12 protein-coding genes and 3 rRNA genes are annotated in these 18,843 nt (G+C 65.5%); 12 read left to right on the top strand and 3 right to left on the bottom strand.

Annotated elements, in window-relative coordinates:
• Nucleotides 1–221: 221 nt before the first annotated feature.
• Nucleotides 222–2,075 (top strand): dihydroxy-acid dehydratase, encoded by a 1,854-nt coding sequence (gene ilvD / locus OG266_RS19280; protein WP_266456925.1) that lies wholly within the window; start codon nucleotides 222–224, stop codon nucleotides 2,073–2,075.
• Nucleotides 2,076–2,121: 46 nt separating this feature from the next.
• Here the strand turns inward: ilvD and OG266_RS19275 are convergent, their stop codons facing one another.
• Nucleotides 2,122–4,224 (bottom strand): PQQ-binding-like beta-propeller repeat protein, encoded by a 2,103-nt coding sequence (locus OG266_RS19275; protein ID WP_371547265.1) that lies wholly within the window; start codon nucleotides 4,222–4,224, stop codon nucleotides 2,122–2,124.
• A gap of 180 nt (nucleotides 4,225–4,404) precedes the next feature.
• On the opposite strand from OG266_RS19275, the gene OG266_RS19270 reads away from it, so the two are divergent.
• The 4 genes from OG266_RS19270 to OG266_RS19255 all read left to right on the top strand — a co-directional run bounded on the left by OG266_RS19270 (nucleotide 4,405) and on the right by OG266_RS19255 (nucleotide 6,627).
• A complete protein-coding gene (locus OG266_RS19270; RefSeq protein ID WP_266456920.1) occupies nucleotides 4,405–4,743 on the top strand; it encodes an SH3 domain-containing protein in 339 nt (112 codons plus the stop codon).
• 90 nt (nucleotides 4,744–4,833) lie between these two features.
• Nucleotides 4,834–5,115 carry a peptidase gene (locus OG266_RS19265; RefSeq protein WP_266463893.1) on the top strand — a complete coding sequence of 94 codons (282 nt, stop codon included), beginning with the start codon at nucleotides 4,834–4,836 and terminating at the stop codon, nucleotides 5,113–5,115.
• Nucleotides 5,116–5,163: 48 nt separating this feature from the next.
• Entirely contained in the window at nucleotides 5,164–5,652 is a 489-nt protein-coding gene (locus OG266_RS19260; protein ID WP_371547263.1) for an EamA/RhaT family transporter, read from the top strand.
• A gap of 192 nt (nucleotides 5,653–5,844) precedes the next feature.
• Nucleotides 5,845–6,627 (top strand): class I SAM-dependent methyltransferase, encoded by a 783-nt coding sequence (locus OG266_RS19255; RefSeq protein WP_371547260.1) that lies wholly within the window; start codon nucleotides 5,845–5,847, stop codon nucleotides 6,625–6,627.
• On the opposite strand, the gene OG266_RS19250 is transcribed toward OG266_RS19255, so the two are convergent.
• A complete protein-coding gene (locus tag OG266_RS19250) occupies nucleotides 6,591–8,012 on the bottom strand; it encodes a SulP family inorganic anion transporter (protein WP_371547258.1) in 1,422 nt (473 codons plus the stop codon). The two genes, OG266_RS19255 and OG266_RS19250, sit on opposite strands and share 37 nt — an antisense overlap.
• 268 nt (nucleotides 8,013–8,280) lie before the next feature.
• Here OG266_RS19250 and OG266_RS19245 point away from each other — a divergent pair, with 268 nt between their 5' ends.
• From OG266_RS19245 to proC, 3 genes are all read left to right on the top strand, one after another.
• Nucleotides 8,281–9,171 carry an ABC transporter ATP-binding protein gene (locus OG266_RS19245; protein WP_371547255.1) on the top strand — a complete coding sequence of 297 codons (891 nt, stop codon included), beginning with the start codon at nucleotides 8,281–8,283 and terminating at the stop codon, nucleotides 9,169–9,171.
• Complete coding sequence (locus OG266_RS19240) at nucleotides 9,168–9,977, top strand: ABC transporter permease (RefSeq protein WP_371547252.1); 810 nt, start codon at nucleotides 9,168–9,170, stop codon at nucleotides 9,975–9,977. Before OG266_RS19245 ends, OG266_RS19240 begins: the two co-directional genes overlap by 4 nt.
• Before the next feature lie 110 nt (nucleotides 9,978–10,087).
• Entirely contained in the window at nucleotides 10,088–10,897 is an 810-nt protein-coding gene (gene proC / locus OG266_RS19235; protein WP_266456901.1) for a pyrroline-5-carboxylate reductase, read from the top strand.
• Nucleotides 10,898–10,989: 92 nt separating this feature from the next.
• On the opposite strand, the gene trpS is transcribed toward proC, so the two are convergent.
• Nucleotides 10,990–11,988: a tryptophan--tRNA ligase gene (gene trpS, locus OG266_RS19230; RefSeq protein ID WP_371547249.1), complete on the bottom strand. Its 999-nt coding sequence runs from the start codon at nucleotides 11,986–11,988 to the stop codon at nucleotides 10,990–10,992.
• 829 nt (nucleotides 11,989–12,817) lie between these two features.
• Between trpS and OG266_RS19225 the strand changes: the two genes are divergently transcribed.
• The 4 genes from OG266_RS19225 (at nucleotide 12,818) to OG266_RS19210 (ending at nucleotide 18,717) form a co-directional block, all read left to right on the top strand.
• A 16S ribosomal RNA gene (locus OG266_RS19225) occupies nucleotides 12,818–14,345 on the top strand.
• A 314-nt stretch (nucleotides 14,346–14,659) separates the two neighbouring features.
• Nucleotides 14,660–17,785 (top strand): 23S ribosomal RNA (locus tag OG266_RS19220).
• Between the two features lie 87 nt (nucleotides 17,786–17,872).
• Nucleotides 17,873–17,989, top strand: a 5S ribosomal RNA gene (gene rrf / locus OG266_RS19215).
• The 16S, 23S and 5S rRNA genes sit together here, the layout of an rRNA operon.
• Nucleotides 17,990–18,072: 83 nt before the next feature.
• Nucleotides 18,073–18,717, top strand: coding sequence for an HAD family phosphatase (locus OG266_RS19210; protein ID WP_266456888.1), 645 nt, complete (start codon nucleotides 18,073–18,075; stop codon nucleotides 18,715–18,717).
• Nucleotides 18,718–18,843: the final 126 nt, after the last annotated feature.

Here is an 18,843-nt window from a genome sequence, read left to right as displayed (position 1 = left end):
GCTTACGTAAGCGTTTACGTGACCGCTTGGGCGACCGCTCGCCCGACCGCCTGTTCGCCCGACCGACTACCTGGGCGTGCCCGCCGACCGAGACACCCGTCCCGAATACCGGACACCCTGTCCGGCCCTTGGAGCACCGGCGTACGCTCGAATCAGTCACGACCAGCAGTCACGACTGCCGGCCCGTACGAGCCGGTTTCCCTCCGAAGGAGCGAGCGACGATGCCCGAGCTGAGGTCCCGCACAGTCACCCACGGCCGCAACATGGCGGGCGCACGCGCCCTTATGCGCGCCTCCGGTGTACCGGGCGCGGACATCGGCCGCAAGCCGATCATCGCGGTCGCCAACTCCTTCACGGAGTTCGTGCCGGGTCACACCCACCTCCAGCCGGTCGGCCGGATCGTGAGCGAGGCCATCACCGCCGCCGGAGGCATCGCGCGCGAGTTCAACACCATCGCGGTCGACGACGGCATCGCGATGGGCCACGGCGGAATGCTGTACTCGCTGCCCTCCCGCGACCTGATCGCGGACAGCGTCGAGTACATGGTGGAGGCCCACTGCGCCGACGCCCTGATCTGCATCTCGAACTGCGACAAGATCACCCCCGGCATGCTGATGGCGGCCCTGCGCCTGAACATCCCGACGGTCTTCGTCTCCGGCGGCCCCATGGAGTCCGGCCGCGCGACGCTGGTCGACGGCACGGTCCGTACGCTCGACCTGGTCGACGCGATCTCCGACGCCGTGAACGACAAGATCTCGGACGAGGACATCCTCCGTATCGAGGAGAACGCCTGTCCGACCTGCGGCTCCTGCTCCGGCATGTTCACGGCCAACTCCATGAACTGCCTGACCGAGGCGATCGGCCTGTCCCTCCCCGGCAACGGCTCGGTCCTCGCCACCCACACGGCTCGCAAGGGCCTGTACGAGGACGCGGCCCGCACGGTCGTGGACATCACGCGCCGCTACTACGACCAGGACGACGAGTCGGTCCTGCCCCGCAACATCGCCACCATCGCGGCCTTCGAGAACGCCATGGCCCTGGACATCGCGATGGGCGGCTCCACCAACACGATCCTGCACCTGCTGGCCGCCGCCCAGGAGGCGGGCGTCCCCTTCGGCCTGGACGAGATCAACGAGGTCTCGCGCCGCGTGCCCTGCCTCGCCAAGGTCGCGCCGAACGTCGCCAAGGACCGCACGTACTACATGGAGGACGTGCACCGCGCGGGCGGCATCCCGGCCCTCCTTGGCGAGCTGCACCGCGGCGGCCACCTGAACGAGGACGTCCACTCGGTCCACAGCCCGTCTCTCTCCGACTGGCTGAAGACCTGGGACGTGCGAGCCGGCTCCCCGTCCCCCGAGGCCCTCGAACTCTGGTACGCGGCCCCCGGCGGCGTCCGCTCCTCCGAGGCCTTCTCCCAGTCCGAGCGCTGGGAGGCCCTCGACGAGGACGCGGAGGGCGGCTGCATCCGCTCCGCCGAGCACGCGTACTCCAAGGACGGCGGCCTGGCCGTCCTCAAGGGCAACCTGGCCGTCGACGGCTGCGTCGTGAAGACGGCCGGTGTCGACGAGTCCATCTGGACCTTTGAGGGCCCCGCGGTCGTCTGCGAGTCCCAGGACGAGGCCGTCGACAAGATCCTCCGCAAGGAGATCACCCACGGCGACGTCGTCGTCATCCGCTACGAAGGCCCCAAGGGCGGCCCCGGCATGCAGGAGATGCTCTACCCGACCTCCTTCCTCAAGGGCCGGGGCCTCGGCAAGACCTGCGCCCTCGTCACCGACGGCCGCTTCTCCGGCGGCACCTCCGGCCTGTCCATCGGCCACGCCTCCCCGGAGGCCGCTTCGGGCGGCACGATCGCCCTGGTCAAGGATGGCGACCGCATCCGCATCGACATCCCGAACCGTACGATCGAGCTCCTCGTCTCCGACGACGAACTGGCCTCGCGTCGCGACGCCCTGAACGGCGTCTACGCGCCCGCGAACCGCGACCGCAAGGTCTCCGCCGCGCTCCGTGCGTACGCGGCGATGGCGACCAGTGCGGACAAGGGTGCGGTGCGGGACGTTTCGCTGCTGGGCTGAGGTTTGTGTGCGGGGGCCGCTCCTTCTGGGGCGGCCTCTTCGCTTGTCACCAGGCTGACGGGTTGCGTCCGTCTACTGCGAAGACGGTTCCGTCCGGGGCGGCGGCGTGGACGTGATCGTCGATGATCATGGGCGGGGGCAATTCGGCCACCACGCGATCGGAGTCCGCCCCGAGTCGTGCAGGCGTCTGCCCGACGAGTTTTCCATTGGAGGCGTCCACCGCCAGCAGTCGGCCGTCGGGGGCAGTGAAGTACACGTGTTTGTCGTCGGCGACGGGCGCGGAACCTCGGCTGACGGATGTCTCAAGCCGCCATTTCTCCGCCCGGTCCTCCATGTCCATGGCCACCAGGCCGCCGCCGGCGGCCAGAAGGTAGACGACGCCTTCGTGCGAGGTGGCTACGGCCTGGGGGAGGGCCGTAGCGAGCGCCACGCGCTGCGTCACAGTGCTCTCGGGGTCGTACTGGACCAGCGCGTCAGTCTTGCTGTAGACGTCGACCGATGTGAAGAAGAGTGTGCCGCCGTTCTCGCCGACCGGCTCCAGCAGGCCCTTCAGCTGGGCGTCCCACCGCACGTCACCGGTTTGCGGGTCCACCGCACTCACCCGTGTATGCGAGTCGTCCTCAGTCTTACTCGTGGCGTAGGTCAGTCCGTCCGCGCCGAACGAGGAAAATTTCGGTGCGCTCTGGCCGGCGATCCGATGGCTCCAGACCTGCTTACCCGACGCGCCGTCCACCCCGGTGGCTGTTCCGTCGGTGCGGGTGAGCAGCACCATGCCGCCCGCGTACTGAACTCGCCCGTACGCGGAGATGTCCAGCGTCCAGCGCGTCGCGCCCGAGGCGGGGTCGAGAGCTATCAGCTCCTTTCCCTCGTTCGTCAGAGCGTGCACCAACCCGCCCGCCGCGACCGGCGGGCCGTCCGGAGCATCTCGACCGGCAAGGGTGCGTCGCCACAACACCGTGCCGTCGGCCGGGTCCAGAGCGGAGAGCAGCCCCACCTGGGCGCAGAGCAACTTCCCTCCACCGTACGAGCATTGGGGCATGCCCTGGCTGCCGGAACCGGGCGTGGCGTCCCAGGCGTCGAACCCTGCCGGTGCGGACCGCGTGCTGCTGTCCTCGGGTACGCCGCCGCTGCCGTCGAGCTGTTGAACCGAGGCGAAAGCCGCGCCCGCGGTGAGGAGGAGTGCTCCGGCCGCGAGGACCCCCCGCTTACGGAGGCGGCTCATGGCTCTCGCGGGACGCGGACCGGCTGACCGGGCGCCGCCGCCCGGCTTCGGATCACCAATGGTCCGCTGGGCCGGAATGAACGCCTGGGTGTCGTACGAGGCCGCCACCGACCGCAGTTCCCGCATCAACTCGTCAGGAGTGGGACGGTCGTCGGGCTCCTTGGCGAGACAACGCAGCACCAGTGGCGCGAGATTCTCCGGTACGCCGGTCAAGTCCGGCTCGTCGTGCACGACTTGATAAGCGACGACGTACGGGCTGTCGGAGTCGAACGGCCCGCGCCCGGTGGCGGCGTGCACCATCACCGAACCGAGCGCGAAGATGTCGGCGGCGGGTCCCACCTCGCGCGGCCGGCGGAACTGCTCGGGCGCCATGAACGGCGGCGTACCGATCAATTTGCCTGTCTCGGTGCGCAGTTCGCTGTCTTTTGGCCGGGAAATGCCGAAGTCGATGACCTTCGGGCCGTCCTCGGCGAGCAGGACGTTGCTCGGCTTCAGATCCCGGTGCACGACTCCCACGCGATGTATGTCGCGCAGTGCTTCGGCGAGCCCGGCCATCAGGCGACGCAACTCGCCAGTGGGCATGGCCCCGTTCCGCTTCACCTGGTCGGCGAGAGTTGGTCCCGGAATGAACAACGTCGCCATCCAAGGGCGTTCTGCCTCGGGATCGGCGTCGACGACGGACGCCGTGAAGGCACCGCTCACTCGTCGAGCCGCCGCCACTTCCTGCCGGAAACGGCCCCTGAACTCGGGGTCCCTGGCGTACTGGGCGTGCACGACCTTCACGGCCACCCGCATCCCCGACGTACCCCGGGCAAGATGGACGACGCCCATACCGCCGGAGCCCAGGCATGACTCCAGCCGGTAGTGACCGGCGTACTCGGGAAGTTCCGCTTCCGCGCCCGCTCCGTTGTTCCGCTGTGGCGCCATGGGAACCCCCGTGCTGTTCGTCCGCCGCGCGCGACGCACGGAGCCTAGTCGATGACTCGTACGAGACGGAGGCGGCTTGCTAGCCTCCGAGTGCGAGTTACGTACATGTGTGCGTGGCGCGTTTCAGGGGAATCAAAGGGGCCCCATGGCAGTCATGGGGTTCAACGGGGGAGGCTTTTCATGTCTGTTGACCGAACTGAGGAAGTCGAGAGCAGCGACGAGGAAACCGTCGCAGCGAAGGCGGCTGTGAGCGCAACTGCGACGGCGGCCCAGACCTATTACCCGGTCGCACCCGGCGTCAACTTGAATGTCCGCAGCGGCCCCGGCACCGGCTACCGCATCGTCCGTGTCCTGCCCAAGGGCGCCTTCGTCCCGATCTTCTGCCAGAAGCCGGGGGAGTCGGTCAGCGGCCCATACGGCACGTCGAACATCTGGGACAACATCGGCGTCGGCGAGTACGTCTCGGACGCCTATGTGAAGACGGGCAGCGACGGTTACGTCGCGCCGCGCTGTGCCTGACCCTGCACACGTACTGCTACCGAGAGGACAGAAATGACACTCCGGAGACGCAGATCGATCCTGTTCGCCGGCGCCACAGCAGCCCTTCTCATGGTGATGAGCTCGCCTTCGGCCGAGGCGGCTGTCCGCTACTACCCAGTCGCACCGGGTGTCAGTCTCAACGTCCGCAGCGGCCCGAGCACCACCTACCGCATCGTCCGCGTCCTGCCGGAAGGCTCCCACGTCCCGATCTTCTGCCAGAAGGCGGGCCAGTCGGTCACCGGCCCGTACGGCACGTCGAACATCTGGGACGGCATCGCCAACGGCGAGTACGTCTCAGACGCCTACGTAAACACAGGCAGCGACGGCTACGTAGCCCCGCTCTGCGCCTGACCGACCACCGACAGGGCCCCCGCGCCACCCCAGAGCGATAATCAACCCGTGAGCGACGAAACCACCGGCACCCCCGCGGGGCCCCAGCCCGAACCCATCCGTTTCTTCGGCACGTCCTGGTTGGAACACACCGACGGCTACGCGGCCCGCCGAGCCGCCGTGGCCGTCGGTTCGCTGGCCGCCGCGGTGGCCGCCTGCTTCGTCCTCCGCTTCGCCTACGAGGGCCTGGAGGTCGCAGACGTGGGCGGGCCGGTGACCCTCATGGTCGTCGTGATGTTCGCGGTGTGCAGCGCCCTCGCGTTCCGCCACACCTCGGGCGCGTTCACCAAGCGCCCCGACCCCGACCGGCAGGCCTCCCTCCGCGGCCTCCTCGCGATCGGCTTCATCGGCTCCCTCCTCGCCTACTTCTTCCGCGCCCTGGTCGAGGCCCCGGGCGAGAAGCTGAACCGCGAGGAGTACGAGGCGGCTCGCGAACAGTACGAGCGCCGCAGCAAGCGCCGTACGGGCAACCCTTCGAAGAAGCGCCGCAACTCTTAGACCAGCGGGGATCTTTCAGCCCGTCCGGCGTTTGAGGACGAGGCCGTTCAGGCCGATGCGGGGGTCTGGGGGCGGCAGCCCCCAGGAACAAGGGACGGGTAGGGGCGGAGGGGGCGAAACCCTTTCGGTCACCCACCCCAACCTCTCACCAAACCACCCGCCCCCAGCCCCCACCCCCGCCACCATGACCGTATGGCGCCCCACTCCCACACCACCCGAGCCCACTCCTTCAACACCGCCGCAGCCCAGTACGCCGCGAACCGCCCCTCCTACCCCTCCACCCTCTTCGACGCGATCGAAACCCTCGCCCGCCGCCCCCTCACCGGCGCAAGGGTCGTCGACGTAGGCGCCGGAACCGGCATCGCGACCGCCCTCCTCAAGGCAAGGGGCGCGAACGTGCTGGCCATCGAACCCGGCGACGGCATGACGGCCGAGTTCCGCCGCACACTCCCCGACACCCCCGTCGTCCGAGGCAACGGCAACGCCCTCCCCCTGGCCACCGCCTCCGCCGACTTCCTCACCTACGCCCAGTCCTGGCACTGGACCGACCCGGCCCACTCCATCCCGGAGGCGTTCCGCGTGCTGCGCCCCGACGCCGGCGCACTCGCCCTCTGGTGGAACACCGAAGCCCTGGACATCCCCTGGATCGCGGCGGCAGCCGACCGGGTCGAACGCTTTCTCGGCCTCGACGCGGTCGTAGCGAAGAACGGCAGCGGCGCCAGTGCCGCAGCAACCCTCTCCACCACCCCGGCCGGCCCCCTGCACGTCGACCGCGACCAGGTCCGCTGGAGCCGCCGCGTCCCCGTCGACACCCACCTCGCCAACCTCGGAAGCCACTCGGCCTTCCTGGTCCTCGGTGAGGAGGGCGCGAAGGCCTTCCTCGCCGAGGAGCGCGCGCATCTGCTCGGCGCCTTCCCGGACGGTGTGGTCGAGGAGGTCTACGACGTCGAACTGATCGTCGCCACGCGTTCGTGATCCCGCCCGGCGGCCCACCCCTCAAGGGCCGCCGCACACGCGTGATCCAGGTGCCGCAAGCCACCCAACTCCAGCCGTACGTCCCGGTCGTGAGGCAAGGCCTCCAAGGCGTCCAGCAACTTCGGCAGCCGTAGGAACGTCGCATGCCCGACGACCCGTACGACCATCCCCGCTTCCCCCTGGTCCTCAGTCTCCACATGCACATGACTGATGTCCCACGCGGTCTTGGCGACGGCAAGCGCCAGCCCCACCAGCACCCCCTCGAACAGATTCCCGACCACGATCGCGATCGCCGTCACGACGAGCACCACCAGCTCCCCGCGATGCTCCCGCCAGAGCGGCCCCAACTCCCGTACGGGCACGAGCTTGCAGCCCGCGTGCACCAGCAGCCCGGCCAGCGCGGCCACCGGAATCACCCCGAGCACCCCGGGCAGCAACGCGGTGAAGACCAGCAACCACACCCCGTGCAGCACCCGGGACACCTTCGTACGCGCCCCCGCCTGCACATTTGCCGCACTCCGCACGATCACCGCGGTCATCGGCAGCGCACCCAGCACTCCGCACACGGCATTCCCGGCGCCCTGCGCGATCAACTCCCGGTCGTAGTCGGTACGCCGCCCCCGATGCAGCCGGTCCACCGCCGCCGCGCTGAAGAGCGACTCGGCCGAGGCGATCAGCGCGAACGCCAACACCGTCCCGATCACGCCCACTTCCGTGAGCCGCCCGAAATCCTCCAACCCCGGCGGCCGTACGGCATCCAGCAGCCCGCGCACCTCGACCCGCCGCACGGACAGATCGAACACCCCGGTCACGACCGATGTGAGCCCCACCGCCAGCAGTGGCGCGGGCACCAGCCGCGCCCCCCGCCGCCAACGCGGCCACAGCAGGAGTACGACCACGGTGGCGCCCCCGATCACCAGGGCCACCGGGTCGGCGTCCCCCACCAGAGAGCCGAGCCCGGCGACCTTCCCGACCCCGCTCGCGGGCGCGGCCGCGTCCCCCATCGCGTACACCTGCCCCGCGATCAGCACGAGCCCGATCCCGGCCAGCATCCCCTGCACCACGGCCACGGACACGGCCCGGAACCACCGCCCGAGCCGCAGTGCCCCGAGCGCGAGCTGCACCAGCCCGGCCCCGAGCACCAGCACACCCAGCGCCTGCACCCCGTACGACTGCACCGCCTCGTACACCAGCACCGTCAGCCCCGCCGCGGGCCCGCTCACCTGCAGGCTGCTGCCGGGCATCACTCCAGCCACCAGACCGCCGACGATCCCGGTCACCAACCCCAGCTCGGCGGGCACCCCGGAGGCTATGGCGACCCCCACGCACAGGGGCAGCGCGACGAGAAACACGACGAAGGACGCGAGCAGATCGGCTTTACGCATGACAACAGCACCTCCGGTGACAAGCGGGAGATGCGTGGGCGCCGAGCCGGGGGAGGGCACGGCGGACCAACTGGCGCGGCATATGACCGTGCACTGAAATCCATTGTCAGGAAGGAGAGTTGGACACGCACCCCTTTCGCGTAACCACCACGTGAACGCGGAAGCGCGCAGCCCCGGACCGCACCCCTCCGATCACGCCGCCGCGCGCCTGCGCCCCCGGATGCGACGGGACTTGACGAGTCCACCCCGCGGTAGCAATATTCATCACATGATGAATATTGCTCCCGGCTCACCCGCAGCCGCAGAACCTCCCGGCGCCACGGAGCGGCCCGACTCCACAAGTCAGCCCGCCATCCGGGCCGAAGGCCTCACCGTCGTACGCGGCACCCGCACCGTCCTGCGCGGACTCGACTTCGCCGTACCGCGCGGCCAGATCACCGGGCTGCTCGGCCCCTCCGGCTGCGGCAAGTCGACCCTGATGCGCTCGATCGTCGGCACCCAGGCCAAAGTGACCGGCACGCTCGAAGTCCTCGGCCGCCCCGCCAGCGACGCCGCACTCCGCTCCCGCATCGGCTACGTCACCCAAGCCCCCTCCGTCTACGACGACCTGACCGTCCGCCAGAACCTCGACTACTTCGCCGCGATCCTCGACCCCGGCCACGCCTCCTCCGACCGCCGCCACGCCAACGTCACCCAGGCCATCACCGACGTCGACCTCACCTCCCACGCCGACTCCCTCGCCGGCAACCTCTCCGGCGGCCAGCGCAGCCGCGTCTCCCTCGCCGTCGCCCTCCTCGGCACCCCGGAACTCCTCGTCCTCGACGAACCGACCGTCGGCCTGGACCCGGTCTTGCGCCGCGACCTCTGGAACCTCTTCCACGCCGTCGCCGCCGAACGCGAGGCCACCCTCCTGGTCTCCTCCCACGTCATGGACGAGGCCGAGCGCTGCCACCGCCTCCTCCTGATGCGCGAGGGCGAGATCCTCGCCGACGACACCCCCGACGCCCTGCGCGAACGCACCGACTCCGAAACCGTCGAGGCCGCCTTCCTCCACCTGGTCGACGAGGCGATCGCCGCGCACAACCGTTCCGCGACGGGCGAACCGGCCCACAACGAGTCCCCGTCCGGCGACCAGCCCCGCAAGGAGACCGTCCGATGAGCACGACGACCACACCCACCACCGCACCCCGGCCCACCAGCACCCACACGGGCCCACGCCCGAGCGCGATCAACTTCTCCCGCACCACCGCCACCGCCGCCCGCGTACTGCGCCAGCTCCGCCACGACCCGCGCTCCATCGCGCTGATGATCCTCATCCCGTGCGTGATGCTCGTACTGCTCCGCTACGTCTTCGACGGCAGCCCGCGCACCTTCGACTCCATCGGCGCCTCCCTCCTCGGGATCTTCCCGCTCATCACGATGTTCCTGGTCACCTCCATCGCCACCCTCCGCGAACGCACGTCCGGCACCCTGGAACGCCTCCTCGCCATGCCCCTGGGCAAGGGCGACCTCATCGCCGGCTACGCCCTGGCCTTCGGAGCCCTGGCCATCATCCAGTCGGCCCTGGCCACAGGCCTGGCGATCTGGTTCCTGGGCCTCGACGTCACCGGCTCCCCCTGGCTCCTCCTCCTCGTCGCCCTCCTGGACGCCCTCCTGGGCACAGCCCTCGGCCTCTTCGTCTCGGCCTTCGCGTCCTCGGAATTCCAGGCGGTCCAGTTCATGCCGGCCGTGATCTTCCCCCAACTCCTCCTCTGCGGCCTCTTCACCCCCCGCTCCAACATGCACCCGGTCCTCGAAGCGATCTCCAACGTCCTCCCCATGTCCTACGCGGTCGACGGCATGAACGAAGTCCTCAAACACACCGACATGACAGCCACCTTCGTCCGCGACGCCCTGATCGTCGCGGGCTGCGCACTGCTGGTCCTGACCCTCGGCGCGGCGACCCTGAGGCGCAGGACGGCGTAGAACCTCCGTACCCCTGGGCAGCGTCCCGCCCAACGGACAGCCCGCCCCATCCCGCACCCCCGGTGCGAGGATGGACACCGGACGACGCAACCCCCGGAGGGCACCGCACCATGACCCAGAAAGTCGCAGTCCTCGGCACCGGCAAGATCGGCGAAGCCCTGCTCAGCGGAGTGATCAGGGCAGGCTGGCCACTCGCCGACCTGCTGGTCACCGCCCGCCGCCCCGAACGCGCCAAGGAACTCCAGGAGCGCCACGGAGTCACGGCGGTCACCAACGCCGAGGCCGCCAAGACCGCCGACACCCTGATCCTCACGGTCAAGCCGCAGGACATGGGCACCCTCCTCGACGAACTCGCCCCGCACATCCCCGCCGACCGCCTGGTCATCAGCGGCGCGGCAGGCATCCCCACCTCCTTCATCGAGGAGCGCCTGGCCGCAGGCACCCCCGTCGTCCGTGTCATGACGAACACCCCCGCCCTCGTCGACGAGGCCATGTCCGTCATCTCCGCCGGCAGCCACGCCACCGCCGAGCACCTCGCCCACGCCGAGGAGATCTTCGGCGCCGTCGGCAAGACGCTCCGCGTCCCTGAGTCCCAGCAGGACGCCTGCACCGCCCTCTCCGGCTCGGGACCGGCGTACTTCTTCTACCTCGTAGAGGCCATGACGGACGCGGGCATCCTCCTTGGCCTGCCCCGCGACAAGGCCCACGACCTCATCGTCCAGTCCGCGATCGGCGCCGCAGTGATGCTCCGCGACAGCGGCGAGCACCCCGTGAAGCTCCGCGAGAACGTCACGTCCCCCGCGGGCACCACGATCAATGCCATCCGCGAACTGGAGAACCACGGCGTGCGCGCCGCACTGATCGCCGCACTGGAAGCGGCCCGCGACCGCAGCCGCGAACTCGCCTCCGGCAACAGCTAGAAGAACAGGGGCCGGGCCCGCCCCCGGCCCCACCGTTCGTCAGCCGTCAGCCGTCAGCCGTCAGCCGTCAGCCGTCAGCCGTCAGCCCTGCCTCAGCCCGCGGCCAGCAAACCGATCGCCCGATACGCCGCGTCCACCCTCGGCCGCGCCATCCCTTTGGCCTTCTCCGCACCGTCCCGCAACACCCCCTCCACGTACGCAGGATCCGCGCACAACTCCTTGTGCCTCTCCTGTACGGGCCTGAGGAGCTCGACCACGGCCTCGGCGGTGTCCTTCTTCAAAGCTCCGTACGACTCATATACACCGCCCAAGGCCTCGGGGTTCCCACCCTCGCAAGCCGCGAGAATCTCCAGCAGATTCGAGATCCCCGGCCGGGCCTCCTGGTCGTACACGACGTCCTGCCCGCTGTCGGTCACAGCCCGCATGATCTTCTTCCGCACGACATCCGGCTCGTCGAGCAGATAGACGACCCCGGGCCCGACGTCATCGCTCTTCCCCATCTTCGACGTCGGCTCCTGCAGATTCATGACCCGCGCGGCGACCTCCGGACGCGTGGCCCGAGGCACCATGAACGTGTGCCCGTACCGCTGGTTGAACCGCGTGGCCAGATCCCGAGTCAGCTCCACATGCTGTGTCTGGTCATCACCCACCGGCACCTCATCGGTCCCGTACGCCAGGATGTCCGCCGCCATCAGCACGGGATACGTCAGCAACGACAGCCGAACACTCCCGCCCCGCTCCCGCTCCCGCACGGACTTCTCCTTGTACTGGATCATCCGCCGCATCTCCCCGTCGGTCGCGACGCACTCCAGCAGATACGACAGCCGCGCGTGCTCGTCCACATGACTCTGTACGAACACGGTGCACAACTCCGGATCGAGCCCCGACGCGAGCAACAACGTCGCCGCCTGCCGAGTGAGCCTGCGCACGCGCCCCGGATCGTGGTCCACGGTCAGCGCATGCAGATCGACGATGCAGAACAGGGCATCGGCCCGGTGCTGATCGACATCGGCCCACCGCCGTACGGCCCCCAGATAGTTGCCCAGCGTCAGATGCCCGGTCGGCTTGACCCCACTGAAGATCCGCGTCATCTCTCAACCTCCTGGTCGAGGCCGCCGCACCCGCCGGCCGGCTCTCCAGGAGGGAGATACAGAAACGGCCGCCGAGGGCGGCGGCCGTTGAGTACATACGTATGTACGGCCGCCGTCAGGCGGCCCACCACTGCTGGGTGCACGTATGCGTAGTCACGGCTCCAAGGTACGCCTCCGAGGCGCCTCCTGGAGCGGAGTTGACACACCTCGACCTCGTACGTAATGTTCTCCGAGCTGTCCGACGTGAGTGCCGACTCCGGTCGGTCCCCGGACAGCCATTCCGCAACAAGCACTCAACGAACGACGACCTGTCGTCGGCTCGTTTTCCTGCGCGTTTGTGAAATGAGGAATCCGCGTTCGAAAGGACGCCACCCCGATTAGCTCGGGAGCCGAGATTCCGCTAAAGTCTCACTCGTCGGAACGGCCCAACAGCCGCGAAGACAAGCCCCACTGACTGGGAATCAGGACCGAAAGGATCTGATAGAGTCGGAACCGCCGGAAAGGGAAACGCGAAAGCGGAAACCTGGAAAGCACCGAGGAAATCGGATCGGGAAACGGTCTGATAGAGTCGGAAACGCAAGACCGAAGGGAAACTGCCCGGAGGAAAGCCTGAGAGTCTCTCGGGTGAGTACAAAGGAAGCGTCCGTTCCTTGAGAACTCAACAGCGTGCCAAAAATCAACGCCAAGTTTGTTGATACCCCGTCTCCGGTCATCATGGCTGGGACGAGGTTCCTTTGAAGTAAAACATCAGCGAGGACGCTGTGGACCGTGGGGATTATTCCTCTCCTCGGTTCCGCTCTCGTGGTGTCGTCCCGATTACGGGAAAACATTCACGGAGAGTTTGATCCTGGCTCAGGACGAACGCTGGCGGCGTGCTTAACACATGCAAGTCGAACGATGAAGCCTTTCGGGGTGGATTAGTGGCGAACGGGTGAGTAACACGTGGGCAATCTGCCCTTCACTCTGGGACAAGCCCTGGAAACGGGGTCTAATACCGGATAACACTCCTGCCCGCATGGGTGGGGGTTAAAAGCTCCGGCGGTGAAGGATGAGCCCGCGGCCTATCAGCTTGTTGGTGAGGTAGTGGCTCACCAAGGCGACGACGGGTAGCCGGCCTGAGAGGGCGACCGGCCACACTGGGACTGAGACACGGCCCAGACTCCTACGGGAGGCAGCAGTGGGGAATATTGCACAATGGGCGAAAGCCTGATGCAGCGACGCCGCGTGAGGGATGACGGCCTTCGGGTTGTAAACCTCTTTCAGCAGGGAAGAAGCGAAAGTGACGGTACCTGCAGAAGAAGCGCCGGCTAACTACGTGCCAGCAGCCGCGGTAATACGTAGGGCGCAAGCGTTGTCCGGAATTATTGGGCGTAAAGAGCTCGTAGGCGGCTTGTCGCGTCGGTTGTGAAAGCCCGGGGCTTAACCCCGGGTCTGCAGTCGATACGGGCAGGCTAGAGTGTGGTAGGGGAGATCGGAATTCCTGGTGTAGCGGTGAAATGCGCAGATATCAGGAGGAACACCGGTGGCGAAGGCGGATCTCTGGGCCATTACTGACGCTGAGGAGCGAAAGCGTGGGGAGCGAACAGGATTAGATACCCTGGTAGTCCACGCCGTAAACGGTGGGAACTAGGTGTTGGCGACATTCCACGTCGTCGGTGCCGCAGCTAACGCATTAAGTTCCCCGCCTGGGGAGTACGGCCGCAAGGCTAAAACTCAAAGGAATTGACGGGGGCCCGCACAAGCAGCGGAGCATGTGGCTTAATTCGACGCAACGCGAAGAACCTTACCAAGGCTTGACATACGCCGGAAAGCATCAGAGATGGTGCCCCCCTTGTGGTCGGTGTACAGGTGGTGCATGGCTGTCGTCAGCTCGTGTCGTGAGATGTTGGGTTAAGTCCCGCAACGAGCGCAACCCTTGTTCTGTGTTGCCAGCATGCCCTTCGGGGTGATGGGGACTCACAGGAGACTGCCGGGGTCAACTCGGAGGAAGGTGGGGACGACGTCAAGTCATCATGCCCCTTATGTCTTGGGCTGCACACGTGCTACAATGGCAGGTACAATGAGCTGCGATGCCGCGAGGCGGAGCGAATCTCAAAAAGCCTGTCTCAGTTCGGATTGGGGTCTGCAACTCGACCCCATGAAGTCGGAGTTGCTAGTAATCGCAGATCAGCATTGCTGCGGTGAATACGTTCCCGGGCCTTGTACACACCGCCCGTCACGTCACGAAAGTCGGTAACACCCGAAGCCGGTGGCCCAACCCCCTTGTGGGGAGGGAGCTGTCGAAGGTGGGACTGGCGATTGGGACGAAGTCGTAACAAGGTAGCCGTACCGGAAGGTGCGGCTGGATCACCTCCTTTCTAAGGAGCACTTCTTACCGATCCCTCCGGGGTGAGGTCAGAGGCCAGTACATCGGCGTACGTCCGGTGCTGGTTGCTCATGGGTGGAACGTTGATTATTCGGCCCTCTCAGTCATCTCGGGCTGCAAGTACTGTCCTTCGGGGCGTGGAAAGCTGATCATGAGTGGCGAGGGTGCCGGGCACGCTGTTGGGTGTCTGAAGGCACGGCCGTGAGGTCGTTCTTCAGTGCCGGCCCCAGTGAACTCGCCCGTGAGGGTGGGGTGGTGGGTGGTTGGTCGTTGTTTGAGAACTGCACAGTGGACGCGAGCATCTGTGGCCAAGTTTTTAAGGGCGCACGGTGGATGCCTTGGCACCAGGAACCGATGAAGGACGTGGGAGGCCACGATAGTCCCCGGGGAGCCGTCAACCAGGCTTTGATCCGGGGGTTTCCGAATGGGGAAACCCGGCAGTCGTCATGGGCTGTCACCCATACCTGAACACATAGGGTATGTGGAGGGAACGCGGGGAAGTGAAACATCTCAGTACCCGCAGGAAGAGAAAACAACCGTGATTCCGGGAGTAGTGGCGAGCGAAACTGGATGAGGCTAAACCATATGCGTGTGAGACCCGGCAGGGGTTGCGTATATGGGGTTGTGGGATTTCTCTTTCACGGTCTGCCGATCGTGAGACGAGTCAGAAACCGTTGATGTAGGCGAAGGACATGCGAAAGGTCCGGCGTAGAGGGTAAGACCCCCGTAGTCGAAACGTCAACGGCTCGTTTGAGAAACACCCAAGTAGCACGGGGCCCGAGAAATCCCGTGTGAATCTGGCGGGACCACCCGCTAAGCCTAAATATTCCCTGGTGACCGATAGCGGATAGTACCGTGAGGGAATGGTGAAAAGTACCGCGGGAGCGGAGTGAAATAGTACCTGAAACCGTGTGCCTACAAGCCGTGGGAGCGTCGGAGTGCATGCTTGCATGCACTCTCGTGACTGCGTGCCTTTTGAAGAATGAGCCTGCGAGTTTGCGGTGTGTTGCGAGGTTAACCCGTGTGGGGAAGCCGTAGCGAAAGCGAGTCCGAATAGGGCGATTTAGTAGCGCGCTCAAGACCCGAAGCGGAGTGATCTAGCCATGGGCAGGTTGAAGCGGCTGTAAGAGGTCGTGGAGGACCGAACCCACCAGGGTTGAAAACCTGGGGGATGACCTGTGGTTAGGGGTGAAAGGCCAATCAAACTCCGTGATAGCTGGTTCTCCCCGAAATGCATTTAGGTGCAGCGTCGTGTGTTTCTTGCCGGAGGTAGAGCACTGGATAGGCGATGGGCCCTACCGGGTTACTGACCTTAGCCAAACTCCGAATGCCGGTAAGTGAGAGCACGGCAGTGAGACTGTGGGGGATAAGCTCCATGGTCGAGAGGGAAACAGCCCAGAGCATCGACTAAGGCCCCTAAGCGTACGCTAAGTGGGAAAGGATGTGGAGTCGCACAGACAACCAGGAGGTTGGCTTAGAAGCAGCCACCCTTGAAAGAGTGCGTAATAGCTCACTGGTCTAGTGATTCCGCGCCGACAATGTAGCGGGGCTCAAGCGTACCGCCGAAGTCGTGTCATTCCAGCACATACCCCCAACGGGGGCTGGGATGGGTAGGGGAGCGTCGTGTGCCGGGTGAAGCCGCAGCGGAAGCTAGTGGTGGACGGTTCACGAGTGAGAATGCAGGCATGAGTAGCGATACACACGTGAGAAACGTGTGCGCCGATTGACTAAGGGTTCCTGGGTCAAGCTGATCTGCCCAGGGTAAGTCGGGACCTAAGGCGAGGCCGACAGGCGTAGTCGATGGATAACCGGTTGATATTCCGGTACCCGCTGTGAAGCGTCAAACATTGAATCCAGTAATGCTAAGCCCGTGAAGCCGTCCTGATCTCTTCGGAGTTGAGGGAAGTGGTGGAGCCGGTGACCCGAGCTGGTAGTAGGTGAGTGATGGGGTGACGCAGGAAGGTAGTCCATCCCGGGCGGTGGTTGTCCCGGGGTAAGGGTGTAGGCCGTGTGATAGGTAAATCCGTCGCACATTAAGGCTGAGACCTGATGCCGAGCCGATTGTGGTGAAGTGGATGATCCTATGCTGTCGAGAAAAGCCTCTAGCGAGTTTCATGGCGGCCCGTACCCTAAACCGACTCAGGTGGTCAGGTAGAGAATACCGAGGCGTTCGGGTGAACTATGGTTAAGGAACTCGGCAAAATGCCCCCGTAACTTCGGGAGAAGGGGGGCCATCACCGGTGATAGCACTTGCTGCTTGAGCTGGGGGTGGCCGCAGAGACCAGCGAGAAGCGACTGTTTACTAAAAACACAGGTCCGTGCGAAGCCGTAAGGCGATGTATACGGACTGACGCCTGCCCGGTGCTGGAACGTTAAGGGGACCGGTTAGTGCACTTTCGGGTGTGCAGAAGCTGAGAACTTAAGCGCCAGTAAACGGCGGTGGTAACTATAACCATCCTAAGGTAGCGAAATTCCTTGTCGGGTAAGTTCCGACCTGCACGAATGGCGTAACGACTTCTCGACTGTCTCAACCATAGGCCCGGTGAAATTGCACTACGAGTAAAGATGCTCGTTTCGCGCAGCAGGACGGAAAGACCCCGGGACCTTTACTATAGTTTGATATTGGTGTTCGGTTCGGCTTGTGTAGGATAGCTGGGAGACTGTGAAGCTTGAGCGCCAGCTCAGGTGGAGTCGTCGTTGAAATACCAGTCTGGTCGTGCTGGATGTCTAACCTGGGTCCGTGATCCGGATCAGGGACAGTGTCTGATGGGTAGTTTAACTGGGGCGGTTGCCTCCTAAAGAGTAACGGAGGCGCCCAAAGGTTCCCTCAGCCTGGTTGGTAATCAGGTGTTGAGTGTAAGTGCACAAGGGAGCTTGACTGTGAGACCGACGGGTCGAGCAGGGACGAAAGTCGGGACTAGTGATCCGGCGGTGGCTTGTGGAAGCGCCGTCGCTCAACGGATAAAAGGTACCCCGGGGATAACAGGCTGATCTTCCCCAAGAGTCCATATCGACGGGATGGTTTGGCACCTCGATGTCGGCTCGTCGCATCCTGGGGCTGGAGTCGGTCCCAAGGGTTGGGCTGTTCGCCCATTAAAGCGGTACGCGAGCTGGGTTTAGAACGTCGTGAGACAGTTCGGTCCCTATCCGCTGCGCGCGCAGGAATATTGAGAAGGGCTGTCCCTAGTACGAGAGGACCGGGACGGACGAACCTCTGGTGTGCCAGTTGTCCTGCCAAGGGCATGGCTGGTTGGCTACGTTCGGGAGGGATAACCGCTGAAAGCATCTAAGCGGGAAGCCTGCTTCGAGATGAGTATTCCCACCCCCTTGAGGGGTTAAGGCTCCCAGTAGACGACTGGGTTGATAGGCCAGATGTGGAAGCCCAGTAATGGGCGAAGCTGACTGGTACTAATAGGCCGAGGGCTTGTCCTCAGTTGCTCGCGTCCACTGTGTTGGTTCTGAAACCACGAACAACCGTCGTAGCCATGCCACGGCTCCGGTTGACAAGTTTCACCGTGTTTCGGTGGTCATAGCGTGAGGGAAACGCCCGGTTACATTCCGAACCCGGAAGCTAAGCCTCACAGCGCCGATGGTACTGCAGGGGGGACCCTGTGGGAGAGTAGGACGCCGCCGAACTATCTTTAGAGAAAACCCCTGTACCGGGAAACCGGTACAGGGGTTTTCTGCGTTTAGGGGTCGCTTCGTTTTATTGTCGCAGTATGCGCTACGAATTGATCATCTTCGACAATGACGGTGTCCTCGTGGACAGTGAGCCGATCTCCAACACACTTCTTGCCGCGTATCTCACCGAGCTCGGACATCCCACCTCGTACGAGGAGTCCCTCCGCGACTACATGGGCTCCGCCATGCACCGCGTACACGATCTGGTGGAGGAGCGGACCGGGCAGCGGTTGCCCGCGGACTTCGACGAGGTTTTCCACGCTCGCGTCTTCGCCGCCTTCGAGCGGGAGTTGGAGCCGGTACCCGGTGCTGTGCAGGTGCTGGAGAAGCTGGCTGCGGACGGGGTGCCGTACTGCGTGGCCTCTTCCGGGAGTCATGAGCGGATTCGGGTGGGGCATCGGAAGACCGGGCTCGACCGGTGGTTCGACGAGGGGCGCGTCTTCAGTTCGCAGGATGTGGGGCGGGGGAAGCCGGCGCCGGATCTGTTCCTGTACGCGGCCGAGCGGATGGGCGTAGCGCCGGAGAAGTGTGTTGTCGTGGAGGACAGTCCGCTGGGGGTGCAGGCGGCTGTCGCGGCCGGGATGGATGTGTACGGGTTCACGGCCATGACGCCCGCCGACCGGCTGGCGGGGGCCACTCGGCTCTTCTCCGACATGGGGCAGCTGGCTGACCTGCTCGTATGACCAGGGACGGCTGCGATTCCCGCTCGATCTTCTTGTTCGGCATCGGCCTGGGGTGCGCTGAGTTGGAGAGCTGAGCAAAATTCATCTTCGGCTGGATCTACCCACGGGTAAGCCGGGGCCCTACGC

The sequence above is a fragment of the Streptomyces sp. NBC_00554 genome, from assembly GCF_041431135.1.
Classification (GTDB): Bacteria; Actinomycetota; Actinomycetes; order Streptomycetales; family Streptomycetaceae; genus Streptomyces.
The sequence above is the reverse complement of the archived record's forward strand: the minus strand, read 5'-3'. Positions and strand labels throughout refer to the sequence as shown.